Below are 21,554 nucleotides of genomic sequence, written 5' to 3' on the forward strand. Positions count from 1 at the left end.
TAGGCCCTGGGAAAACCACGGCATACACTTGCCGGGTTGTCTCGGCGAGGTCGGGTCGTCGCACCCGGCGTGATCGACGCGGCGGCCACCGGCCGCGTGCATCCACACCCTCCCGCGCCGCCCGCCGCCGCAGACCGCCACTGACGAATGTGATCACCCGACGTCGCAAGGGAGCACCACCGTGTCCGAGGTCCGTCTCGCAGCCGAGCCGCGCACCGAGTTCGGCAAGGGTGCCGCTCGCCGCACCCGTCGCGCCGGCAAGATCCCCGCGGTCCTCTACGGCCACGGCTCCGACCCCAAGCACGTGGCCCTGCCCGCGCTGGAGTTCGCCCGCGTGATGCGCAACCACGGCACCAACACCGTGCTGGCGCTGGAACTGGGCTCGGACACCGAGCTGGCGCTCACCAAGACCGTCGTGACGCACCCGCTGCGGAACTACATCGAGCACGTCGACCTGCTGCTGGTCCGCCGCGGCGAGTTGGTCACCGTCGACGTCTCGGTCGCCGTGACCGGCACCGCCGCCTCGGGCACGATGATCACGCAGGAGGCCACCGAGATCCAGGTCGAGGCCGACGCGCTGAACATCCCCGACGGCTTCGAGGTCTCGGTCGAGGGCGCCGCGGTCGGCACCCAGATCCTGGCCTCCTCGGTCCAGCTGCCCGCGGGCGTCACCCTGGTGACCGACCCCGAGGCGCTGCTCGTCAACGTCGTGGCCGCCCCGAGCGCCGCGCAGATGGAGGCCGCCGTCGACGCCGAGGGCGCCGGTGTGGTCGAGGACGCTCCGGAGACCGAGAGCTGATTCCGCCCACGACGTCGGGCACACAGCACTGCTGACGGCGCGTCGCCCGCGAGGGTGGCGCGCCGTCGTCGCGTTCGGGGGTTCGTTCAGGCGTTCGTTCAAGGAGAGGGTCATGGTCGGCACGGACGGGCTGGCGCTGGTGGTCGGCCTCGGCAACCCGGGGCCGGGTTACGCGGGCAACCGGCACAACATCGGCTTCCTGGTGCTCGACGAGCTGGCCGGGCGCATCGGCGGGAAGTTCAAGTCGCACAAGGCCGGCGCCGAGGTGCTGGAGGGCAGGCTCTCCGGGAGCCGGGTGGTGCTGGCCAAGCCCCGCTCGTACATGAACCTCTCCGGCGGTGCCACGGCGGGCGCGGCGCGGTTCTACAAGGCCGAGCCCGGATCGGTGGTCGTCGTGCACGACGAGCTGGACCTGCCGTTCGGCCAGGTGCGGCTCAAGCTCGGCGGCGGCGAGAACGGCCACAACGGGCTGCGCAGCATCTCCAAGTCCCTCGGCACCAAGGACTACCTGCGCGTCCGCTTCGGCATCGGCCGCCCGCCCGGTCGCCAGGACCCGGCCGACTTCGTGCTCAAGGACTTCTCCGGCACCGAGCGCAAGGAGCTGGCCTTCGCGATCGACCTCTGCGCCGATGCCGTCGAAGGCTTGGTATCACTAGGTCTCGAAGCCGCCCAGAACAAGTTCCACCCGCTCTCCTAGCCAGCTCGGCGCCGAGGTCGGGCGGTCTTCAAGTCCCCCGAACCCCCGCCAAAACCGTCTCAAACCGCCCCCAACCTCGGCTTCCCGTCGGGGTTCGGCACCGTTTGCGACCGCCACAGCCGGGGTTCGGTGTACTTGAAGACGCCCCAACTTGCGCGCGCGGTCGTGGAGGCGGGCCTAGGTTGCGCGCCTCCGGAGCACGCCTCGTTGCGCGCCTGCGGAGCACGCTCAGCGGCGCGCCCGCCGGAGAACCCCGGCCAGCAGGGCGGCGATGTTCCACGCGTCGTCGACCCCGCGGTGGTGGGTTCCCTCCAGCGGCAGGCCCGCCAGCTCGACCGCGCGGTCCATCCCCACCTCGGACTTCAGGTTGTGCGCCAACGCGAAGAGCGTCTTCACGTTGATGTGCCGCGGCCCGAACGGGTACTTCGCCCCGGTGGTGTCGCACTGCCGTTGGAACTGCTTGCGGTCGTAGTCCCCGTAGCTCGCCCACACCAGGTCCCGCGAACCGAGCTCCTCGCGCAGCACCGCGCATGCGTCCACAAAGGACAGTCCATCGGCGACGTCGGCCGCGGTGAGCGTGGTCAGCTCCGTGCAGAACGCACTGACCTCGGAGTGCTCGGGGCGGACCAGGATCGCCATGCGCTCACCGCGCTCCAGGGTCGCGGTGTCCAACACGCACACGCCGATCTCGATGATCTCGTTGACCTGCCCGGCGGGCGGCGCCCCGTCCCAGCAGGTCGCCTCCACGTCGACGACCAGCACCCGCTCCAGGCTTCGTTTTCTCACGACGGCGCAGCGTACTTCCCGCGCCGCCCCAACGCCTCACGTTATCGAGCGCACCGTGGTTGGGGCGGCGAACCCGGTTGTCAGGAGGGGATGAACTTCCGGGCCTCGGTGCGGCGGAGCTTCCCCGAAGGCGTCTTCGGCAGCGTGGCGGGCGGGAGGACCACGACTGCCGCGGGGCGGACTCCGACGGCGTCCATCACCCGGGCCGCGATCTCCTTGCTCATCGCGCTTTCCGCCGCGGCGTCACCCGCGTGCTTGGACTCCACGGCGACGGCGAACCGCTCCCGCCGGTCGCCCGCGTCGAGCCGGACCGCGACGGCGTTGCCCGCGCGCACTCCGTCCACCGAACCCGCGGCGCGCTCCACGTCGGTCGGGTAGATGTTGCGGCCGCCCATGATGATGACGTCCTTGCGGCGGCCGCACACCACGACCTGACCGCCCACGAGGTAGCCCTCGTCGCCGGTGTTCAGCCAGCCCTCACTGTCCTTTGTGGCCAGTGGACCGTCCATGGTGAGGTAGCCGTCGGTCACCGCGTCACCGCGGATGCGCAGTTCGCCGACCTCGCGATCGCCGAGCACCCGGCCGTCCTCGCTGACCGCCTGCACTTCCAGTCCGGGCAGCGGCGGGCCGAGCAGCGGGAACTCGCGGGACTTCGCCCCGTCACCGGCGGGAGTCGCGATGTGCTTGTCCGCCAAGGCTTCCGCGTCGACGACATCCACCTCAAGGCCGGTGTCCAGCGGCGCGAAGGACACGCCGAGCGTCGCCTCGGCCATGCCGTAGGCGCTCACCATGCACTCCGGCCGCAGCCCGAACCGCGCCGCGGCGTCGGTGAAACCGCGCACCGAGGCCGGATCGATCGGCTCCGCCCCGTTGAGCGCGAAGCGCAGCGTGGACAGGTCGATCGCCCCATCGTCCAAAGTGGACATACGACGGCCCGCGACCGCGTAGCCGAAGTTCGGGGCGGCGGTGACCGTGCCGCGGTACCTGCTGATCATTTCGAGCCACATCAGCGGGCGCCCGACGAACTCCGCCGGGGACGCCTTGACCAGCTCGGCGCCGAGGGTCATCGGCACGGTGAAGAAGCCGACCATGCCCATGTCGTGGAACAGCGGCAGCCAGGAGATGAGCACGTCCCGCTCGGCGTCGATCTTCGCCGTGGTCACCATCGCCTTGATGTTCGCCCACAGGCCGCCGTGGCTGATCCGCACGGCCTTCGGGTCCGAGGTCGAGCCGCTGGTGAGCTGGAGCAGCGCGACGTCGTCCTCGCCGGTCTCCACCGGCTCGGCCAGCGGCGCCGCGTGCGAGCGCAGTTCCTCGATCAACAAGAATTCGATGCCGTGCTGGCGCAGAACGTCCGCCAGCGCGTCGAACGGCGCGCCGAGCAGCACCCGCCGGGCGCCGATCATGCCGAGCACCTTGAGCGTGTCCTCGGCCCACATGGCCAGGTCTGTTCTCGGTGTGGGCTGGTGCAGCATGGTCACGCTGCCCCCGGCCAGCCAGCACGCCTGCACGGCGGCGGCGATCGGCGCGGGGTCGGCGGCGAGCACGGCGAGGGAGTCACCCCTGCGCACACCCGCTTCGACGAGGGCGGCGGCGGCCCTGCTGGCTTCCTCGTGCACCTCACCCCAGGTCCTGCGCTGGGGGGCGGCGGGAACGCCGGTGGTCAGGCCGCGGTCGGTGGACCGCGCCCTGCTCACCAGTGCCTCGATGAACTGGCTCATGGTTTCGGAGCCTAAGCCAGTCCGACGATCAGTGGACAATCACGGGATCAACCCGCTTCAACGACCTCGGCCGCGGCCATCCACTGCTCCTCGACTTCGGCCTGCTCCGATTTGACCGCGCGCAGCTCCGCGTCCAGCTCGACCAGCTTGTCCACGTCGGAGCCCGCTGCGGCGAGCTTCTCCTCGATCTTGGCGGCCCTGCTGTCCAGCTGCGCGAGCTTGCGCTCCAGGCGGGAGAGCTCCTTGCGCGCCGCGCGTTCCTCCGCCGCCGAGGACCTCGGCTTCTCCGCGACGGCCCGCGGTGCCACCGTTCCGGAGCCGACCGAGGTCGCGATGCCCGCCTCGCGCATGGCCGCGCGCCGCTTCAGGTACTCCTCGATGCCGCCGACCAGCTTGGTGATCCGCCCGTCGCCGAACAGCGCCACCACGTTGTCGCAGACGCGTTCGACCAGGTACCGGTCGTGCGAAACCACGATCATGGTGCCCGGCCAGGAGTCGAGCAGGTCCTCCAGCTGCTGCAGGGTGTCGATGTCCAGGTCGTTGGTGGGCTCGTCGAGCAGCAGCACGTTCGGCTCGGACATCAGCAACCTGGTCAGCTGCAACCGCCTGCGCTCACCACCGGAGAGGTCGGAGACCGGCGTCCACTGGCGGCTCGCCGGGAAACCCATCCGCTCGGCCAGCTGCGACGCGGACAGCTCGTACTTGCCGAGCACCACGCGCCGCGCCACGTCCTCGACCGCTTCGAGCACTCGCATGTTCATCGGCAGGTCGTGCAGCTCCTGCGACAGGTGCGCCAGCCGCACGGTCTGCCCCTGCTTGCGCGTGCCGCCGTCCAGCTCGCGTTCCCCGGCCAGCGCCCGCAGCAGCGTGGTCTTGCCGGAGCCGTTCACGCCGACGAGCCCGACCCGGTCGCCGGGGCCGACCAGCCAGGTCGTGTGCTCCAGCAGCGTGCGACCGTCCGGGATGCGCAGCGTGGCGTCCTCGATGTCGATCACCGTCTTGCCGAGGCGGCGCTTGGCGAAGCTCATCAGCTCGACGCTGTCCCGCAGCGGCGGCACATCGGCGATCAGCGCCTCGGCGGCCTCGATCCGGAAGCGGGGCTTGGAGGTGCGCGCCGGGGCGCCCCTGCGCAGCCACGCCAGCTCCTTGCGGGCGAGGTTCTGCCGCTTCTCCTCCAGCGTCGCGGCGAGCCGGGCCCGCTCCGCGCGCGCGAAGATCCAGTCGGCGTAACCGCCCTCGTACTGCTCGACCCCGCCGCCGACGACCTCCCAGGTGCGGGTGCACACGGTGTCCAGGAACCAGCGGTCGTGGGTGACGACCACCAGCCCGCAGCGCCGCCCGCGGAGGTGGTCGGCCAGCCACTGCACGCCCTCCACGTCGAGGTGGTTGGTCGGCTCGTCGAGAATGACCAGGTCCAGGTCCCGGACCAGCGCGGCGGCCAGCGCGACGCGGCGCCGCTCGCCACCGGAGAGCGGGTCGATCACGGTGTCCAGGCCCAGCTCGCTCACGCCGAGCCCGTCCAGCACCGAGCGCACCTTGGCGTCGGCGGCCCACTCGTGCTCGGCGTCGAAGCCCAGCGGTTCGATCACGTTCTGCCGGATCGTCGAGCCCTTCGGCAGCTCGCTGCGCTGGGTGACCACGGCGAAGTTCAGGTCCCGGTTGTGGCTGACCCGGCCGGAGTCCGGCGGCTCGATCCCGGCGATGATCTCCAGCAGCGTGGTCTTGCCGCCACCGTTGAGCCCGACGACGCCGATGCGATCGCCCTCGTTCACGCCGAGCGACACTCCGTCCAGCAGCTGGCGCACGCCGAAGCTCTTGCTGACGGACTCCAGGTTGACCAGGTTGGCCATCAATCCTCACATCACGAAACGCACGAAGGCAGAAGAAGAACTAGGCGTGGACCTCGGGCGGGACGGGCCGCGGCGTGTCATCGCCGCCGATCACCCGAGCCCCGTGCACCGGACCCTGCGCCACCCGAACGCTACGGCAGACGCCCGCGCCGGAGAGCTCCGCGGCCACCCGGACGGCGGCGTCGGCGGAGGAGCACAGGAAAGCGCAGGTCGGGCCGGAGCCGGAGACGATCCCGGCGAGCGCGCCCGCGTCCACCCCCGCGCGCAGCGTGCGGCGCAGCGCGGGCCGCAGCGACACCGCGGCGGCCTGGAGGTCATTGCCCAGCAACAGCGCCAGCTGGCGCGGGTCACCGGTGGCGAGGGCTTCGAGCACCGGCTCGACCGAGCCGACCCGCGGCGGGCGGCCGTCGGCACGCAGCCGGTCCAGCTCGGCGAACACGGTCGGAGTGGATAGGCCGCCCTTGTCCAGCGCGATGACCCAGTGGAAGGTGTGCCTGGTCAGCACGGGCACCAGCCGCTCACCGCGGCCCGCGCCGAGCGCGGTCCCGCCGTGCAGGCAGAACGGCACGTCGCTGCCGATGGTCGCGGCGATCTCGGAGAGCTCGTCCCGGCCGATCTCCATCCGCCACAGCGAGGCTGCGGCGACCAGGGCGGCGGCGGCGTCGGCGCTACCGCCCGCCATACCGCCCGCGACCGGGATGCCCTTGCGGATCACCACGCGCACGCGGGGGTCGTCGGGATCGCGGCCCGCGCGCTCGGCCAGCGCCTCGATCGCCCGCCACGCCAGGTTGGAGGCGTCATCGGGCACCAGGTCGGCCCCGTCCCCGATCACCTCGATGCCCGGCTCATCGGCCTGGGCGACGGTGACCTCGTCGTTGAGGGACAGGGCCTGGAACACGGTCATCAACTCGTGATAACCGTCTTCACGCAGGTCACCAACCGCAAGGTGGAGGTTCACCTTGGCGGGGGCACGGACGGTGACAGGGGGCGGGACCACGGCAAGCACCCTGCCAGCCTACGGCCCCGCGCCCCCGGCTCACGTTTTCACCGATTTTCAGGCGGGGATCACACCGCCCGGGAAGGTCTTGCCGATGTAGTCCCGCACCTGCTGCGAGCGGAGCAGCTCGGCCAGCGCCTTGACCCGCCTGTCCTCGGCCAGCTCCGGCCGGGTGACCAGCAGGTTGGCGTAGGAGTTGCCCTCGGCCCTCTCCACGGCGAGCGCGGTCTTCAGGTCGAGCCGGGCCTCCAGCTGGTAGTTGCCGTTGACCACGGCGGCGTCGGCGTCGTCCAGGCTGCGCGGCAGCTGGGCGGCCTCGGTCTCCAGCAGCTCGACGCGCTTGGGGTTCTCGGCCACGTCCTGCTTGGTGGCCTTGGCCTCGGTGCCCGGCTTGAGCTTGATCAGGCCGGTGGAGGCGAGCAGGTTCAGCGAGCGGGAGAGGTTGCTCGGGTCGTTGGGCAGCGCGACCTTCGCGCCCTGCGGCAGCTCCTCGACCTTCTTGACCTTCTTGGAGAACACCGCGAGCGGCTCGATGTGCACCGCGCCGACGGACTGGAGCTTGATGTTGCGCGCGCCGGTGAACTCGTCGAGGTACGGCTTGTGCTGGAAGTAGTTCGCCTCCAGCTGGCCCTCGGCGAGCGCGGTGTTCGGCGTCACGTAGTCGTTGATCTCGACCACGTCGACCTTGATGCCCTTGTCCTTGGCCAGGTTGTCCGCGACGTAGCGCAGGATCTCGGCGTGCGGGACGGGGCTGACGCCGACCCGGATGGCGGCGTTGGGGTCCTTGGCGGGGTCCGCGCCTCCGCAGGCGGCCAGCACGAGGGCGCTGGCGGTGACGAGTGCGGCGGCGGCGAGCGTGCGGATACGACGCATGGGAATCGGTTCTTCCTTACTGGTTCAGGCGGTGACCCGGCGGCGGCGGTCGATGCCGCGGGCGCCGAGGTCGAAGAGGAACTGGACGAGGCGGGCGAAGACGCCGAGCACCACGACGGTGCTGATCAGCACCCGGGTGTCGAAGCGCTGGTAGCCGTAGCGGATCGCGAGGTCACCGAGACCCCCGCCGCCGACCACGCCCGCCATGGCGGAGTAGCCGATCAGCGCGATCACGGTGACGCCGATCCCGGCGACGAGCGCGGGCGCGGCCTCGCGGAGCAGCACGCCCCGGACGATGTGCGGTTTGGTGGCCCCGGTGGTGATCGCGGCCTCCACGACGGAGGTGTCCACCTCGCGCAGCGCGCCTTCGACGAGCCGGGCGAGGAACGGGATCGCGCCGACCGTCAGCGGGACCACGGCGGCGGTGCTGCCGAGCGTGGTGCCGACGATCGAGCGCGTCACCGGGAGCAACGCGATCAGCAGGATCACGAACGGCAGTGACCTGCCGACGTCGACGACGAAGTTGAGCACGCGGTGGGTGAACACCTGGGGGCGCAAGCCTCCCGGAGCGGTCACGTGCAGCAGCACGCCGAGCGGCAGGCCGCCGATGAACGCGAACACGGCGGACAGCGCCACCATGTAGAGCGTCTCCCACCCCGTTTCCGCGAGCAGCTCAAAAACGGTGGACCAGGGTGTTTCGGTTCTCACGCAGCAGTCCCCGCAACCAGGGTGGGCTTGTGGCGGACGACGGCACCGCGCTCGCCGATCCACTTGAGGGCGGCGTCGGCCCGCTCACCGCTGAGTGCGATGCGGAAACGGGCGACCGGGGTGTCGTTGAGCCGGGTCATGCCGCCGCCGAGCAGCGACAGCTCGACGCCGTGCCTGCTGGCGGCCTCGGGCAGCAGCGCGCCGATGGCGGCGAAGCCGACGAGCACGATGTCGGCCACCCGGTCGTAGCCCGCGCTGTGCTGCTGGGAGATCTGGTCCAGCTCGGGCAGCAGCGCCGAGGCGGTGCGGCTGCCGGGCGCGGAGATCAGGTCGAGGACCTTGCCGTTCTCCACGACGCGGCCGTGCTCAAGGACCGCGATGTCGTCGCAGATCCGGCGGACGACGGCCATGTCGTGGGTGACCACGAGGACGGTGACGCCCAGTTCCGAGCGCACGCGGTCGAGCACGGTCAGCACGGAGCCGGTGGTCTCCGGGTCCAGCGCGGAGGTGGGCTCGTCGGCCAGCAGCACCGAGGGGCTCGCGGCGAGCGCGCGGGCGATGGCAACCCGTTGCCGCTGACCGCCGGAGAGCTGGTCGGGGAAGGTCGATGCCTTGTCGGACAGGCCGACCAGCTCCAGCAGCTCGGACACCCGCTGCTTGCGCTGCGGGCCGGGCACCTTCGCGGCCTCCAGCGGGAGCGCGATGTTGCCCGCGGCGGTGCGCTGGCGCAGCAGGGAGTCGGTCTGCGGGACGACGCCGATCTGCCTGCGGGCGGCGCGCAGCGCGGCACCGGAGAGGCTGACCAGGTCGGTGCCGTCCACCCGGATCGAGCCGGCGTCGGGCCGCTCCAGCAGCGCGATGCAGCGCGCCAGGGTCGACTTGCCCGCCCCGCTGGTGCCGACGACGCCGAGGATCGTGCCGGCGGGAACCTCCAGGGAGACGCCGTCCAGCGCGCGGACCTCGCCCCCTCGGCCGGGGAAGCTCTTGGTCAGGTTCTCAACAGTGATCACGATGACTCCATGGCACGGCCGCCGCTCGTGGCGGCAGCGCTCCGGAACCGTCCTTTGTGGACGGTGATGGGGTGGGAGGGGGTGAGGCGGTCAGGCGTCGGTGCGGGATACGCGGCGACAGCCACTCACCGTGCGGAGGCACTGGTCGACACAGCGTCGACGAACCAGGTTGGGTCGACGTGCGGACATCGGCGGGCGTTGCATGAGGACTCCATCGGTCCTGGCGGTAGCACCTGCCCGTTTCCGGGTGGTTGCTGCGGCGTCGCTGAGCCAGGTCTCTCGGCCGCTCGGGATGGATTGCTGCGGACAGTAGAACCGACGAGGACGGACAGAGGCAAGTCGTTTCGCGTCTCGAACACTGGATCGTTCGACACATCACACTCACAGCCGAACGCCCTGGTAAACGCCCCGATACGCCCAGTTATTCCCGAATGGTGATACCGGGCTCAGCCTGAGGTACGGGCTTCCGCGATCCGGGCGAAGTCGGCGACGTCGAGCTGCTCCCCGCGCGTGGACGGGTCGACGCCCGCCGCGACGAGGTAGCGCTCGGCCAGCGCGGCCGATCCGGCCCAGCCAGCCAGTGCGGCCCGCAGCGTTTTGCGGCGCTGCGCGAAAGCCGCGTCCACCAAGGAGAAAACGGCTCCACGGTCCACTGTGGACGGTGGGTCGCGGCGCACGAAGGACACGAGCGCGGAGTCGACGTTGGGCACCGGCCAGAACACCGCGCGCGGCACCGGCCCGGCCCGGCGCACATCGGCGTACCAGGCGGCCTTGACGCTGGGCACGCCGTAGATCTTGCTGCCGGAACGCGCGGCCAGCCGGTCGGCGACCTCGGCCTGGACCATCACCAGCCCGCTGCGCAGCGACGGCAGCTCGGCGAGCAGGTGCAGCACGACCGGCACGGACACGTTGTAGGGCAGGTTCGCCACGAGCGCGGTCGGCGGCTGCGGGAAGTCCGCGGCGGTGACCCGCATCCCGTCGGCGGGCAGCACGGTCAGCCTCTCCGCCAGGCCGGGAGCCTGCTCTGCGGCGGTGCGCTCCAACCGGGACGCGAGGACGGGGTCGATCTCCACGGCCACCACGGCCTTGCAGGCGTCGAGCAGCGCGAGCGTCAGCGACCCGAGCCCCGGCCCGATCTCCAGCGCGACGTCGTCGGCGGTGAGGTTCGCCCCGGAGACGATCCGGCGCACGGTGTTGGGGTCGTGCACGAAGTTCTGGCCCAGCTTCTTGGTGGGCCGAACCCCCAGCTCCTCGGCCAGTCGCCGCACGTCGGCGGGCCCAAGCAGCCGCACACCCTGCACCCGCTCATCCACCCCCGAACCCTATCCGCTCCCCGTCCCAGCCAGGGTTGGCCCGTCTTCAAGTACAACGCACCCACCAAACGATCACCGAAAACCGCCCCTACCCGCGCTGGGTAGGGGGCGGTTTTCGGTGATCAAAAGCGGGGTTGGTGGTACTTGAAGACGCCCGAACCCGGGCGGGTCAGCGGAGGCCGAGCTTGGAGGAGCAGTGCGGCCAGGCGCTGTAGCCGCCGCGCCGGTCGCGGAGCTTCGTGGCGATCGCGATCTGCTGCTCACGCGTGGCCTGGCTGGCCACCGGGGCGTAGGCGCCGCCGCCGTAGGCCTGCCACGTCTGCCGGTCGAACTGGAGGCCGCCGTGGTACTTGCCGTTGGCGCTGACGATCGACCAGTTGCCGGTGGACTCGCACTGCGCGAGCCGGTCCCAGACCGCGGCGTCGGCGATCGGCTTGGTGCCGACCTTCACCTTGCGCGGTTTCGGCTCCTTGAGGACCTTGCTGCGCAGCTCTTCCTTCTTGGTGCGCTTGCCGTTGACGGTGATCGCCTTGAAGACGACCTCCTTCTCGCCCGGCTCGCCCTCCTCGATGACTTCCTTCTCGCCCTTGTTCATCGAGGAGTCTTCCTGCTTCTCCTCGGGCGGGTCGATCTTGACCTTCTCGGTCACCTCGGTGAAGCGGGTCCTGGTGACCTCGATCTGCATCTTCTCGCCGGTGAGCGGGGTCTTCGCGTCGGGCTTGACGGTGTCGTCCTGCTCCAGGGCGACGTTCTGCTCCTTGAGCAGGTCCTCGACGGAGGTGGCGTTGGTGGCCACCTCGCGGGCGGGCTGGCCGCCGTCGACGAGGGTGACGAGCTTGGCGGTCTTGAGGTCCAGCGCCATGCCCTCCAGCGGGATGCGCTGGTGCCGGTCGGCGGAGAGCAGCGCGCCGTCGTGGCGCATGCCGAGGTGGCGCATGGCCTCGTCGACGGTGAGCGCGGTCGTCCACACCTCGCGCTTGCGCCCGTCCACGGTGAGCATGAGCTTGCGGCCGCGCTTGAGCACGATGCGGCTGCCGTCGATGATCGCGGCGTGCGCGGCGGGGGCGAGCGCGTCCTTGGCGCCCGCGCTCAGCCCGGCGCTGTCCAGGGCGCCGTCGACGGTGCCCGCGAAGGTGTGCACCTGGCGCTGCTCGTCGTCGACGGTGATCGTGATCGTCTTGTCCATCGCGATGGCGGTGGCCCCGCCGCTGGTGACGACCAGGAGGGTGGCGGCGGCTGCCGCCCTGACCAACGTGCTCTTCACAGGTGGTCCAGACGTCGGGCGTCCGGGCAGGGGCGAACGGTCGTGCTCCGGCGCGGCTCCCACCCAGGTGGAGGCGCCTCGACCGCCCGGGATGTCCCCACCCCGGCTGTCGGTCACGGGACCGTAATGGACATCGGCGTCGTCGACAACCACCGGGATCTCGACCGTGCGCTCGGTCACGTCCTCGTGCGGTTCATAGCCGGGATCACTCACGGCGCGACTACCTCCTGGAACCGGAAGACCCGTTCAGCGGTGGCGGTGGTGGCGGCGGCCAGCTCCGCGAGGTCGCCCCCGCGCAGTTCGGCGAGGTCGCGCAGGGTGTACGCGACGCAGTACGGCTCGTTCGGCCTGCCGCGGAACGGGTGGGGAGTGAGGAAGGGGGCATCGGTCTCGACGAGCAGCTGCTCGGCCGGGACCAGCAGGGCGGCTTCGCGCAGCGCCTTGGCGTTGCGGAAGGTGACCGCGCCCGCGAAGGACAGCACGTACCCGGCGTCCAGGCAGCGGCGGGCGAAGTCGGCATCACCGGAGAAGCAGTGGAAGACGACCGTCTCCGGTGCGCCTTCCTCGCCGAGCACGCGCAGGATGTCCTCGTGCGCGTCCCGGTCGTGGATCATCAAGGGCTTGCCGACCCGCTTGGCCAGGTCGATGTGCCAGCGGAACGACTCGGCCTGCGCGTCGTGCGGCGAGTAGTCCCAGTAGTAGTCCAGCCCGGTCTCACCGATCGCGACGACCTTCGGCTGCCCGGCGAGCTTCTCCAGCTCGGCGCGGTCGGCGTCGGTGAACGTCGAGGTCCTGGTGGGGTGGATGGCGACGGCGGCGAAGACCCGCTCGTCCCAGGTCGCGGCCTCGGCCGCCCACCGCGCCGCGGCGAGGTCGTCGGCCACGGTGATCGCCCGCGCGACGCCGACCGAGTTCGCCCTGTCCATCACGGTCGCGACGTCCTCGGCGGTCACGCAGCCGCAGGCGTCCAAATGGGTGTGCGAATCCACGGCGGGTGCCGGGAGCGGTTCGGGAAGCGGCGGGCGTTGGCCCTTGCGTTCCCCGCTCACCTCGACACCGCCGGACCACGACGGGGAGTCAGCACACGGGTACACACGGCCGCCTAGCCTACGGTTGGCGGAGTTGGCCGCCTTATCCGGCTCCGGGAGGGGACGATGTCGGCGACGACGCGGCTGGTGGTGCTGGGTGCGGTGCGCAGGTACCAACCGGCGCACGGCTACCAGATCAGGCAGGGCTTGCTGAGCTGGCGGATGGATGAGTGGGCGAACGTCGCGCCCGGCTCGGTCTACCACGCGCTGAAGTCGATGGCGCGCACCGGACTGCTGCGCGTGGTGGAGGACGAGCGCGACGCGGGCAACGTGGCGCGCACGGTCTACGAGATGACCGACGCGGGCGAGGCCGAGTACCGCAACCTGCTGCGCGGTGCGTGGCTCGGGCACAACCGGACGTATGACTCGCTGATGGCCGCGACCGCTCTGCTCCCGGACGTGCCGCGCGCGGAGCTGATCCCGTTGTTGAAGCAGCGGATCGTCCAGCTCGAAGCCGACGCGCTGCTCACCGAGTCCGGCAAGGAGACCGTGCGGGCCATGGGTCACACGCCGCCGCACGTCAGCGAGCTTTTCGACCTCACAGGCGGCTTGGCGGCGGCGGAGCTGGTGTGGGTGCGCAACCTGCTCGCCAAGGTCGAGGCGGGCGCTTACCAGGGCTGGTCCACCGTCTGAGGAACTTGACGAACCTCCCAGGCGTACCGCACGCTGCCACTAGTCAAATTTGACTAAGTGGATTTGTGCAAGGAGCGAGATGATCAGAGTTCGGGGCCTCACCAGGCGTTTCACCGGAAAACACGGGACCGTCGATGCCGTCCGCGGCGTCGACCTGGACGTCGAGGCTGGCGAGTTGGTCGGCTTCCTCGGTCCGAACGGCGCGGGCAAGACCACGACGCTGCGCATGCTGACCACGCTGTTGCGGCCGACCAGCGGGGAGGCGCGCGTCGCCGGGCGCGACCTGCTCACCGATCCAGACGGCGTGCGCGAGCGGATCGGCTACGTCGCGCAGAGCGGCACGCTGGCCTTCGACTACCCGGTGCACGAGGAACTGGAGATGCAGGGCCGCTTCTACGGGCTGGACCGCGCGCGAGCCAGGTCGAGGTGCACGGAACTGTTGGCGGAACTGGATCTCAGCGAACTCCACGACCGCCTGGTGGCGACGCTCTCCGGCGGTCAGCGGCGCAGGCTCGACATCGCGATGGGCCTGGTGCACTCGCCGGAACTGCTGTTCCTCGACGAGCCGACCACGGGCCTCGACCCGACCAGCCGCGCGGCGCTCTGGGACCGCATCCGCGCGCTGCGCGACGAGCGCGGCATGACCGTCTTCCTCAGCACGCACTACCTGGACGAGGCCGACGCGTTGTGCGACCGCCTCCTGGTGATCGACAACGGCGTGATCGTGGCGAGCGGCAGTCCGGACGAGCTGAAGCGCTCCGTCTCCGGGGACGCGGTGACCATGACTGTCCACAGTGGAGCAATTGAGGCCGGGCAGGTCGCCGACGGCATCGACGGCACGAGCGAGGTCACGGTGGACGGCGAGGTGGTGCGGCTCCGTGTGCGACGCGGTGACGAAGCACTGCCGGTGTTGTTGAACGCCTTGCGAGACAAGGACATCGAGCTGGCTTCGGTCACGGTCAAGCGGCCGACGCTCGACGACGTCTTCCACAGCGTCACCGGTCGTTCGCTGCACGAGGAGGTGGCGGCGTGAAGCTGCTGCACGATTCCTGGTTGGTCTGCGCACGAGCGATGCGGCCGCTGTGGCGTTCACCGATGACGCTGGCGTTCGCGATGTTCCAGCCCGTGCTGTTCCTGGTCCTGTTCGGACCACTGCTCCAGCCGCTCGGCGACCGCTTCGGCGCCCCGGACGGGAACTCGTGGCAGTTCTTCGTGCCGGGTTTGCTGGTGCAGCTGGCGATCCTCAGTCCGGGCATGGCGGGCTTCGGCGTGATCTTCGAGCACCGCTCGGGGGTGATCGAGCGGATGCGGGTGACACCGCTGAGCCGGACCGCGCTGCTGCTCGGGCGGGTGGCGAAGGACGCCGTCACGCTGATCGCGCAGTCCGCGCTGCTCGTCGTCGCGGGCGCGCTGTTCGGCCTCCGTGCCTCGGTTCCCGGCGCTCTCCTGGGGCTGCTGCTGATCGGCCTCGTCGCGATCGCGCTGGCCGCGGTGTCGAACGCGGTGGCGCTGCGGATGCTCGACCGGGAATGGATGTTCGCGCCCACGATGAGCCAGATCTCGGTGCTGGTGGTGCTGCTGTCCGGGCTGCTGCTGCCGATGAGCCTGGCGCCAGACTGGCTGCGGTGGCTGTCGATGGCGAATCCGCTGAGCTACGTGGTGGACGCGGAGCGTGCGCTCTTCGCCGGGCGGATCGCGGATCCGGTGGTGCTGACCGGTTCCCTGGTGGCGGTGGCGCTGACCGCCACAACCGTGTTGTGGGGCACCAGGACCTACCAGCGGCAGGATTCCTAGCCCATGATGAGCCATCGTGCGAGTCGTAGCCTGGCCCCTGGCCTCCGACACAGCGCCGGAGCGGGTGTTCCGGCGCCTGTCGGAGCGCGCGCTGGCGCTCGGCCTCGCCCCGCCCGCCGCGCTGGTCGGTGACTGGTTCGGCTCGCGGGCGGTGCTCGCCCCGACCCTGTCGGCGGAGCCGGTCGACGACGCCGAGGCGTTCGCGATCCCCTGCCAGCAGCCCTCCGTCGCGGTGACCTCGGCCCCGGCCGACGCGATCGGCGGCGGGTGGTTCGGCTACCTCGGTTACGGGCTGACCGATCCGGGCGCGTGGGACTCCCCGCGGCGGCTGCCGAACGCGGTGTGGGGCTGGGCCGATCACGTGCTGCGCCAGGACCGGCGCGGGCGGTGGTGGTTCGAGGCGCTCGTGCCCGACGGCCAGCCCGCGCCGGAGCAGTTGGCCGCCGAGCTGATCGCCCTCGTCGACCGCGGCGAGGACCCGCCCGCGCGCCCGTGGACGGTGGGGCGCCTCGCCCGGCCGTCCGCGGAGCTGCACATGGACGCCGTCCGGGCGTGCGTCGCCGCGATCGGCGAAGGGGAGATCTTCCAGGCGAACGTGTGCTCGGAGTTCTCCGCCCCGTTCGACGGTGACCCCGCCGAGGTCTACGCCGCCGGAGTCGGCAGGCTGCGGCCGACCCGATCCGCTTACCTGGCAGGCGAATGGGGCGCGCTGTCCTCGTTCTCGCCGGAGTTGTTCCTGTCCCGCAGGGGAAACATCGTCCGGTCCAGTCCGATCAAGGGCACGCTCCCCCGAAGGCTGCCGGAGCACAACGCGAACGCGCGCCTGCTCCGACAGTCCACAAAGGACGTCGCAGAGAACGTGATGATCGTGGACCTGGTGCGCAACGACCTCGGCCGGGTGTGCGCGACGGGCAGCGTCACCGTCCCCGAACTGCTCACTGTCTGCCCAGCACCGGGAGTCTGGCACCTGGTGTCCACAGTGGAGGGTTCACTTCCATCCACAGTGGACGATGACGAACTGCTCGCCGCCGCCTTCCCTCCGGGCTCCGTCACCGGCGCGCCCAAGCTGCGCGCGCTGGAGATCGTCGCGGAGCTGGAGGTGACCCCGCGCGAGGCGTACTGCGGCGCGATTGGACTCGCCTCCCCCGTCGCGGGCATGGAGCTCAACGTCGTGATCCGAACCCTGGAGTTCCACGGCGGCACCGTGCGCCTCGGCGTGGGCGGTGGCATCACCGCCGACTCCGATCCCGCCGCGGAGTGGCAGGAATGCCTCACCAAAGCGGCCCCCATCGAAACCCTCCTCGCCACGCCCCTCCCCACCGCACTCCGCTGACGCAGCACTCCGCTGCCCGCCGAAGTCCCCCCGTCTTCAAGTACAACGAACCCCACCAAAAACAACCGCTAACTGTGCCTAACCCCTCTGACCGGTTAGGCACAGTTAGCGGTCGTGTGCGAGCGGGTTCGTGGTACTTGAAGACGCCCCAACCACCTCAGCCTGCGATGAGCGCGAGGAGTTCCTCCGCGAGCGCGGGGGTGGCGGCGGCGACGCCGGACCAGCGGCGGGAGAGGTCGGGGTCGAGCACCAACGGCCGACCGAAGGCGTCGAGCACCACTCCGCCCGCCGCGGGCACGGTCACCATCGCCGCGGCCAGATCCATGATCCGGTGGGTGTCCGAGCCCGGGTCGGCGAAGCCGTCCACCGAGCCCTCCGCGACCAGAGCGCACTCCAGCGCGGTCGTGCCGAGCACCCGGACCCGGTCGGCGCGCGAGGCCACCCGCATCCACGCGTCCCGCGCGCCCGGCTTGGGCCGCAGCAGGCACAACTCCGCGCCGTCGACCGACGTCCGCCCGGTGGTCCGGTACGGCGTCGGCTCCCCGGCCTTGGCCCACCACACCCGCCCGGTGTCCAGCCAGCAGGTGACCGCCTCGGTGGCCACGCCGTCCACCGCGACCACCCCGGCCACGCAGGACAGCGGCACCCCGGCCGCCGCGTTCGCCGAACCGTCGATCGGGTCGAGCACCAGGGTGGTGGCCGAGCCGTTGTCCAGGAAGCCGATCTCCTCGCTGAGCAGGTTGACCCCGTGCCGGGTCGCGGCCTCCGCGATCGCGCTCTCCACGAGTTCGTCGACGCGCATCGTCGGCGTGCCGTCCGCCCCTTGGGCCACCACGACGGCAAGATCGTCCCTGCCGAACCGGTGCCTCGACGCGCGGTAGGCGGTCGCGGCCGCCCGCACGGCGTCGGTGAGCGCGGGGTGGATGTCGTCGGACAACTCGGGCTCCGGTACCGGCCAGGAGATGCGGCGTTCGATGTCCAGGTCCAGTTCGCTCACAGGGGCTCCTCGATGACGACAGCGACGGTGTGCTCACCGGGTGCCCCGATGGGCCTCGCTCTCAATCATCCGGTGTTGCCCTTGCGCGTGGCCGTGGCCAGGCGTAGCTTTCGCAGCGAACAAGAATTCTGATTGTTCATGGGTTTATTGGAGATCGCATGCCCACGCCGTTCAGCGCCGCAGACCGCACCAGGATCACCGAGATCCTGCTGCGAACAGGCGAGAACCTGTTCACCACGCAGGGCCTGCGCAAGACCTCGCTCGATGACCTGGTGAAACCGGCCAACATCGCCAAGAGCAGCTTCTACGCCTTCTTCGAGTCCAAGGAGGCGCTGTACCTGGAGCTGATGCTGCGGCAGGCGCCCGAGGTGCAGAAGCAGCTGCTGGACGAGGTGCTGACCAAGGCCCCCGACCTGCGGACCGCGATCAAGGACTTCCTGCGCGCGACGCTGCGGGTGCTCGACGACAATCCGCTCTACCGCCGCCTGGTCACCCACCCCGAAGAGCTCCAGTCGGTCAGCAGGCGGATCGACCCCGAGCGCGCCGCGGAGGTCCGCGAGCAGGTCAACCTGCCGCTCGGGGAGTTCTTCCGCCGCGCCCAGCGCAGCAGCAAGCTGATCGACATCAGCCCCGAGGCGGTGATCGGCCTGATGCAGGCGGTGTTGTTGCTGCCGCTGCACCGCGACGAGTTCGCCGAGGACGTCTACCCCGTCGTGCTGGACCAGCTGATCGAGTTCGTGGCCAACGGGCTCACCACCGCGCCGGTCCGCGCGCTGGTCACCGAGATGTCGCCGATCTATGTCTGAGGGCGTTCTCCCGGGTGGCCTGCCCTACTTCACCGCGGGTGAGGGCAGGCCCCTGGTGTACCTCCCCGGCTTCAACCCCTCGCACCACAACCCGCCGCCGACCGGCAGGAAGGTGCTGGCGCGGACGGTGCGGCCGTTCGTGGCGGCGGGGCGGAAGGTCTACTTCGTCAACCGCAAGCCCGGCATGCCGCTGGGCAGCACCATGAGCGATGTCGCGTCCGACCACGCGAAGGCGCTGCACGAGTACTTTCGCGAGCCGGTCGACGTGATCGGCCACTCCACCGGCGGTTCGATCGCGCTCCAGCTGATCGTCGACCACCCCGAGGTGGTCCGGCGCGGCGTGGTGGCCAGCACCGCGTACGCCCTCGGCCCGGTGGCCAAGGGCGCGCAGCTGGAGATGGCCAGGCGGCTCGCCCAGGGCAGGCCCGGCTACCACCTGCTGGTGCCCGGCATGGTGAAGCACCGCGTGCCGCAGGTGGTGCTCGGCGGGGTGCTGTGGGCGATCGGCCTGGTGATGCCCAAGCCGAAGGACCCCTCCGACATGATGGCGATGATGACCGCCGAGGACGGTTTCGACGTCTACGACCGGCTGCCCGGGGTCACCACGCCGACGCTGGTGATCTGCGGCGAACGCGACTACTTCTGGACGCCGGAGATGTTCGCCGAGACGGCCGCCAGGATGCCCGGCGGCACGCTCGTGATGTACCCGAAGACCGGGCACGGAGTGGTCACCAAGCGCGAGTACTACCGCGACGTGCTGGACTTCCTCAGGTGATCGTCAGCGCCACGTAGGTGATCAGCAGGCCCAGCCCGCCGTAGGTGACGATGTCGGTCAGCCGGGTGCGGATGACCAGCAGGCCGCAGCGCTGCGGCGGCAGCACCGCGCGGAAGGTCGCGGCCAGCAGCAGCGCCCCGGCGATCGCGCCCGAGCCCATCCGCCAGCGGTAGAGCATGATCAGCACGAAGCCGATCAGCACGACGCCCATCACCACCAGGTACGGCACGTGCACCTGCCACCGCTCCGACTTCGGCGGCTCCGGGGGCAGGTCCGGCTCGTGGTCGTCAAGCAAGTGCTGCTCCGCGTTCATCGCGCCGCCCGCTCTGCTGCCTCGACGACATTGCTGACCAGGATGGCCCTGGTCATCGGCCCGACGCCACCTGGCATCGGGGCCACGTGCCCGGCCACCTCCCGGACGCCGGGGTGCACGTCGCCGACCAGGCCCGCCTCGGTGCGGGTGATGCCGACGTCGAGCACGGCAGCGCCCGGCTTGACCATCTCCGGGGTGATCAGCGCCGGGCTGCCCGCAGCGGCGACCACGATGTCGGCGCGGCGCACCTCGGCGGCCAGGTCCTTCGTCCCCGTGTGGCACTGCGTCACAGTCGCGTTCTCCGACCGCCGCGTCAGCAGCAGCCCGAGCGGCCTGCCCACAGTCACGCCGCGGCCAACGACCACCACGTGCGCGCCCGCGATCGGGACGTCGTAGCGGCGCAGCAGCTCCACGATGCCGCGCGGGGTGCACGGCAGCGCGCCCGGCTCGCCGAGGACGAGGCGGCCCAGGCTCACCGGGTGCAGGCCGTCCGCGTCCTTCGCCGGGTCGATCCGCTCCAGCAGCGCGCCGGAGTCGAGGTGCCTGGGCACCGGCAGCTGCAGGATGTAGCCCGTGCAGGCGGGGTCGGCGTTGAGCTCGTCGAGCACCGCCTCCACCTCGGCCTGGGTGGAGTCGGCGGGCAGGTCCCGGCGGATCGAGGTGACGCCGACCTTCGCGCAGTCGTTGTGCTTGCCGCGGACGTAGGCGTGCGATCCGGGGTCGTCGCCGACCAGCACGGTGCCAAGGCCCGGCGTCACACCCCGCTCGCGCAGTGCGGTTACCCGGGTCCGCAGATCGTCGAAGATCGCGTCTCTTGTGGCCTTGCCGTCAAGGATCGTCGCACTCACGACCTCCATCGTGGCAGATCAGCGGGTGGCCCTGCGCGGCAGCGCCGCGATGCCGACGGCGGCGACGGTGAGCAGGGTGCCGAGCACCGTCGCGGCGGTCAGGTGGTCGCCCGCGGCGGGAACCACGAGGTCCAGCAGCAGCGCGCCGACGAGCTGGCCCGCCACCTGGCCGAGGCCGAAGAGCAGCACGCCGGTCGTGGAGACCAGTGCGGCGGCCGCGCCGATGGCGATGGTGCCGAGCACGCCGCCGATGTAGAGCCAGGGTTCGCCCGGAAAGGTGACCGGGGCGCCCACGACGAGCAGCCGCACCAGCAGCACGGCGGTCAGCGCCAGCGTCCCGACCAAGAAGTTGATCATCGCGGTGAGCAGCGCCGAGCCCGCCCGCGCCCGCACCAGCCCGTTGGCCGCCTGCTGCCAGCCCATGCCGATCCCGGCCAGCAGCGGCAGCGCGGCCAGCCACAGCAGGGACGGCTGCTCGAACCGGTCGGAGACCGCGATCATCACCGCGACCACGGCGAGCCCGGCACCCGCGATCCTGTTGCCGCTCAACGGTCTCGGCCCATCGGAGCCGATACCGGCGCGATCCACCGCGAGGCTGCTCGCCGCCTGGCCGGTCACCACGGCGACGGTGAACACCGCGACGCCGAGCGAGGTGATCGTCAGCCCCTGGCTGAGCACGAAGACCGCTCCGCACACCCCGCCGGTGCAGTGCCACCACGACAGCGCGCCGCCGCTGAGCGCCTCCCGCACCCTGTGCACCCCGCGCCTGCCCGCGGGCAGCGCGAGCACGAGGACGAGCAGCACGAGCAGGCCGCTGCCGAAGGAGATCAGCGCGGCCGTGAGTCCATCGCCCATCCGGTCGGCGAGTTCGCCGTTGATCCGGGACTGGACCGCCAGCAACATGCCGGTGCCCAGAGCGGCGAGCACCCCGAGGCCTCGGGCTAACCCG

General features: G+C 71.0%; 22 protein-coding genes and 1 riboswitch. Of the genes, 8 read left to right on the top strand and 14 right to left on the bottom strand.

Annotated features, from left to right (window positions below; genetic code table 11):
- Nucleotides 1–181 precede the first annotated feature (181 nt).
- Both NLX83_RS05725 and pth read left to right on the top strand, forming a co-directional pair.
- Nucleotides 182–799 (top strand): 50S ribosomal protein L25/general stress protein Ctc, encoded by a 618-nt coding sequence (locus NLX83_RS05725; protein WP_254233810.1) that lies wholly within the window; start codon nucleotides 182–184, stop codon nucleotides 797–799.
- Between the two features lie 112 nt (nucleotides 800–911).
- Nucleotides 912–1,496, top strand: a complete 585-nt coding sequence (pth, locus tag NLX83_RS05730; protein ID WP_254233811.1) for an aminoacyl-tRNA hydrolase — start codon at nucleotides 912–914, stop codon at nucleotides 1,494–1,496.
- Between the two features lie 228 nt (nucleotides 1,497–1,724).
- Here the strand turns inward: pth and NLX83_RS05735 are convergent, their stop codons facing one another.
- From NLX83_RS05735 to NLX83_RS05785, 10 genes are all read right to left on the bottom strand, one after another.
- Nucleotides 1,725–2,282 (bottom strand): 3'-5' exonuclease, encoded by a 558-nt coding sequence (locus NLX83_RS05735; protein ID WP_254233812.1) that lies wholly within the window; start codon nucleotides 2,280–2,282, stop codon nucleotides 1,725–1,727.
- Between the two features lie 80 nt (nucleotides 2,283–2,362).
- A complete protein-coding gene (locus NLX83_RS05740; RefSeq protein WP_254233813.1) occupies nucleotides 2,363–4,003 on the bottom strand; it encodes a fatty acyl-AMP ligase in 1,641 nt (546 codons plus the stop codon).
- A gap of 47 nt (nucleotides 4,004–4,050) precedes the next feature.
- Complete coding sequence (locus NLX83_RS05745) at nucleotides 4,051–5,853, bottom strand: ABC-F family ATP-binding cassette domain-containing protein (protein WP_254233814.1); 1,803 nt, start codon at nucleotides 5,851–5,853, stop codon at nucleotides 4,051–4,053.
- A gap of 40 nt (nucleotides 5,854–5,893) precedes the next feature.
- A complete protein-coding gene (locus NLX83_RS05750; RefSeq protein WP_254233815.1) occupies nucleotides 5,894–6,850 on the bottom strand; it encodes a 4-(cytidine 5'-diphospho)-2-C-methyl-D-erythritol kinase in 957 nt (318 codons plus the stop codon).
- A gap of 57 nt (nucleotides 6,851–6,907) precedes the next feature.
- Entirely contained in the window at nucleotides 6,908–7,723 is an 816-nt protein-coding gene (locus NLX83_RS05755) for a MetQ/NlpA family ABC transporter substrate-binding protein (protein WP_254233816.1), read from the bottom strand.
- A 24-nt stretch (nucleotides 7,724–7,747) separates the two neighbouring features.
- Nucleotides 7,748–8,431, bottom strand: coding sequence for a methionine ABC transporter permease (locus NLX83_RS05760; protein WP_254233817.1), 684 nt, complete (start codon nucleotides 8,429–8,431; stop codon nucleotides 7,748–7,750).
- Nucleotides 8,428–9,441 carry a methionine ABC transporter ATP-binding protein gene (locus NLX83_RS05765; RefSeq protein WP_254233818.1) on the bottom strand — a complete coding sequence of 338 codons (1,014 nt, stop codon included), beginning with the start codon at nucleotides 9,439–9,441 and terminating at the stop codon, nucleotides 8,428–8,430. The genes NLX83_RS05760 and NLX83_RS05765 overlap by 4 nt, the downstream gene beginning before the upstream one ends.
- Before the next feature lie 208 nt (nucleotides 9,442–9,649).
- A riboswitch (SAM riboswitch) is annotated at nucleotides 9,650–9,740 on the bottom strand.
- 147 nt (nucleotides 9,741–9,887) lie between these two features.
- Nucleotides 9,888–10,754 (bottom strand): 16S rRNA (adenine(1518)-N(6)/adenine(1519)-N(6))-dimethyltransferase RsmA, encoded by an 867-nt coding sequence (gene rsmA / locus NLX83_RS05770; protein ID WP_254233819.1) that lies wholly within the window; start codon nucleotides 10,752–10,754, stop codon nucleotides 9,888–9,890.
- 169 nt (nucleotides 10,755–10,923) lie between these two features.
- The gene (locus tag NLX83_RS05780; RefSeq protein WP_308209274.1) at nucleotides 10,924–12,231 is read right to left on the bottom strand and encodes a ubiquitin-like domain-containing protein; all 1,308 of its coding nucleotides are present in this window, start codon (nucleotides 12,229–12,231) and stop codon (nucleotides 10,924–10,926) included.
- Nucleotides 12,228–13,067 (bottom strand): TatD family hydrolase, encoded by an 840-nt coding sequence (locus tag NLX83_RS05785; protein ID WP_254233820.1) that lies wholly within the window; start codon nucleotides 13,065–13,067, stop codon nucleotides 12,228–12,230. Before NLX83_RS05785 ends, NLX83_RS05780 begins: the two co-directional genes overlap by 4 nt.
- A 105-nt stretch (nucleotides 13,068–13,172) precedes the next feature.
- Here NLX83_RS05785 and NLX83_RS05790 point away from each other — a divergent pair, with 105 nt between their 5' ends.
- The 4 genes from NLX83_RS05790 (at nucleotide 13,173) to NLX83_RS05805 (ending at nucleotide 16,866) form a co-directional block, all read left to right on the top strand.
- Nucleotides 13,173–13,739 (top strand): PadR family transcriptional regulator, encoded by a 567-nt coding sequence (locus tag NLX83_RS05790; protein WP_254233821.1) that lies wholly within the window; start codon nucleotides 13,173–13,175, stop codon nucleotides 13,737–13,739.
- Nucleotides 13,740–13,818: 79 nt separating this feature from the next.
- Nucleotides 13,819–14,772, top strand: a complete 954-nt coding sequence (locus tag NLX83_RS05795; protein ID WP_254233822.1) for an ATP-binding cassette domain-containing protein — start codon at nucleotides 13,819–13,821, stop codon at nucleotides 14,770–14,772.
- Complete coding sequence (locus tag NLX83_RS05800; protein WP_254233823.1) at nucleotides 14,769–15,533, top strand: ABC transporter permease; 765 nt, start codon at nucleotides 14,769–14,771, stop codon at nucleotides 15,531–15,533. The genes NLX83_RS05795 and NLX83_RS05800 overlap by 4 nt, the downstream gene beginning before the upstream one ends.
- 16 nt (nucleotides 15,534–15,549) lie before the next feature.
- The gene (locus tag NLX83_RS05805; RefSeq protein ID WP_254233824.1) at nucleotides 15,550–16,866 is read left to right on the top strand and encodes an aminodeoxychorismate synthase component I; all 1,317 of its coding nucleotides are present in this window, start codon (nucleotides 15,550–15,552) and stop codon (nucleotides 16,864–16,866) included.
- A 157-nt stretch (nucleotides 16,867–17,023) separates the two neighbouring features.
- Here the strand turns inward: NLX83_RS05805 and NLX83_RS05810 are convergent, their stop codons facing one another.
- Entirely contained in the window at nucleotides 17,024–17,863 is an 840-nt protein-coding gene (locus NLX83_RS05810) for an inositol monophosphatase family protein (protein WP_254233825.1), read from the bottom strand.
- 158 nt (nucleotides 17,864–18,021) lie between these two features.
- On the opposite strand from NLX83_RS05810, the gene NLX83_RS05815 reads away from it, so the two are divergent.
- Nucleotides 18,022–18,669, top strand: coding sequence for a TetR/AcrR family transcriptional regulator (locus tag NLX83_RS05815; RefSeq protein ID WP_254233826.1), 648 nt, complete (start codon nucleotides 18,022–18,024; stop codon nucleotides 18,667–18,669).
- Nucleotides 18,662–19,444 carry an alpha/beta fold hydrolase gene (locus NLX83_RS05820; protein ID WP_254233827.1) on the top strand — a complete coding sequence of 261 codons (783 nt, stop codon included), beginning with the start codon at nucleotides 18,662–18,664 and terminating at the stop codon, nucleotides 19,442–19,444. Before NLX83_RS05815 ends, NLX83_RS05820 begins: the two co-directional genes overlap by 8 nt.
- On the opposite strand, the gene NLX83_RS05825 is transcribed toward NLX83_RS05820, so the two are convergent.
- Genes NLX83_RS05825 through NLX83_RS41755 form a run of 3 tightly spaced genes read right to left on the bottom strand, consistent with a single transcriptional unit; the run spans nucleotide 19,437 to nucleotide 21,532 of the window.
- Complete coding sequence (locus NLX83_RS05825; protein WP_254233828.1) at nucleotides 19,437–19,739, bottom strand: DUF3017 domain-containing protein; 303 nt, start codon at nucleotides 19,737–19,739, stop codon at nucleotides 19,437–19,439. The genes NLX83_RS05820 and NLX83_RS05825 overlap by 8 nt on opposite strands.
- Nucleotides 19,740–19,753: 14 nt before the next feature.
- A complete protein-coding gene (locus NLX83_RS05830; RefSeq protein WP_254233829.1) occupies nucleotides 19,754–20,605 on the bottom strand; it encodes a bifunctional methylenetetrahydrofolate dehydrogenase/methenyltetrahydrofolate cyclohydrolase in 852 nt (283 codons plus the stop codon).
- Nucleotides 20,606–20,623: 18 nt separating this feature from the next.
- Nucleotides 20,624–21,532 carry a DMT family transporter gene (locus NLX83_RS41755; protein WP_254233830.1) on the bottom strand — a complete coding sequence of 303 codons (909 nt, stop codon included), beginning with the start codon at nucleotides 21,530–21,532 and terminating at the stop codon, nucleotides 20,624–20,626.
- Nucleotides 21,533–21,554: the final 22 nt, after the last annotated feature.

Source organism: Allokutzneria sp. A3M-2-11 16, assembly GCF_024213555.1.
In the GTDB taxonomy this organism is placed as follows: Bacteria; Actinomycetota; Actinomycetes; order Mycobacteriales; family Pseudonocardiaceae; genus Allokutzneria.

Excerpts from the sequence above, each read along its gene's own strand:
- pth (WP_254233811.1), top strand. The coding sequence starts at position 912 with ATGGTCGGCACGGACGGGCTGGCGCTGGTGGTCGGCCTCGGCAACCCG.
- NLX83_RS05740 (WP_254233813.1), bottom strand. The coding sequence starts at position 4,003 with ATGAGCCAGTTCATCGAGGCACTGGTGAGCAGGGCGCGGTCCACCGAC.
- NLX83_RS05745 (WP_254233814.1), bottom strand. The coding sequence starts at position 5,853 with ATGGCCAACCTGGTCAACCTGGAGTCCGTCAGCAAGAGCTTCGGCGTG.
- NLX83_RS05755 (WP_254233816.1), bottom strand. The coding sequence starts at position 7,723 with ATGCGTCGTATCCGCACGCTCGCCGCCGCCGCACTCGTCACCGCCAGC.
- NLX83_RS05790 (WP_254233821.1), top strand. The coding sequence starts at position 13,173 with ATGTCGGCGACGACGCGGCTGGTGGTGCTGGGTGCGGTGCGCAGGTAC.
- NLX83_RS05795 (WP_254233822.1), top strand. The coding sequence starts at position 13,819 with ATGATCAGAGTTCGGGGCCTCACCAGGCGTTTCACCGGAAAACACGGG.
- NLX83_RS05815 (WP_254233826.1), top strand. The coding sequence starts at position 18,022 with ATGCCCACGCCGTTCAGCGCCGCAGACCGCACCAGGATCACCGAGATC.
- NLX83_RS05820 (WP_254233827.1), top strand. The coding sequence starts at position 18,662 with ATGTCTGAGGGCGTTCTCCCGGGTGGCCTGCCCTACTTCACCGCGGGT.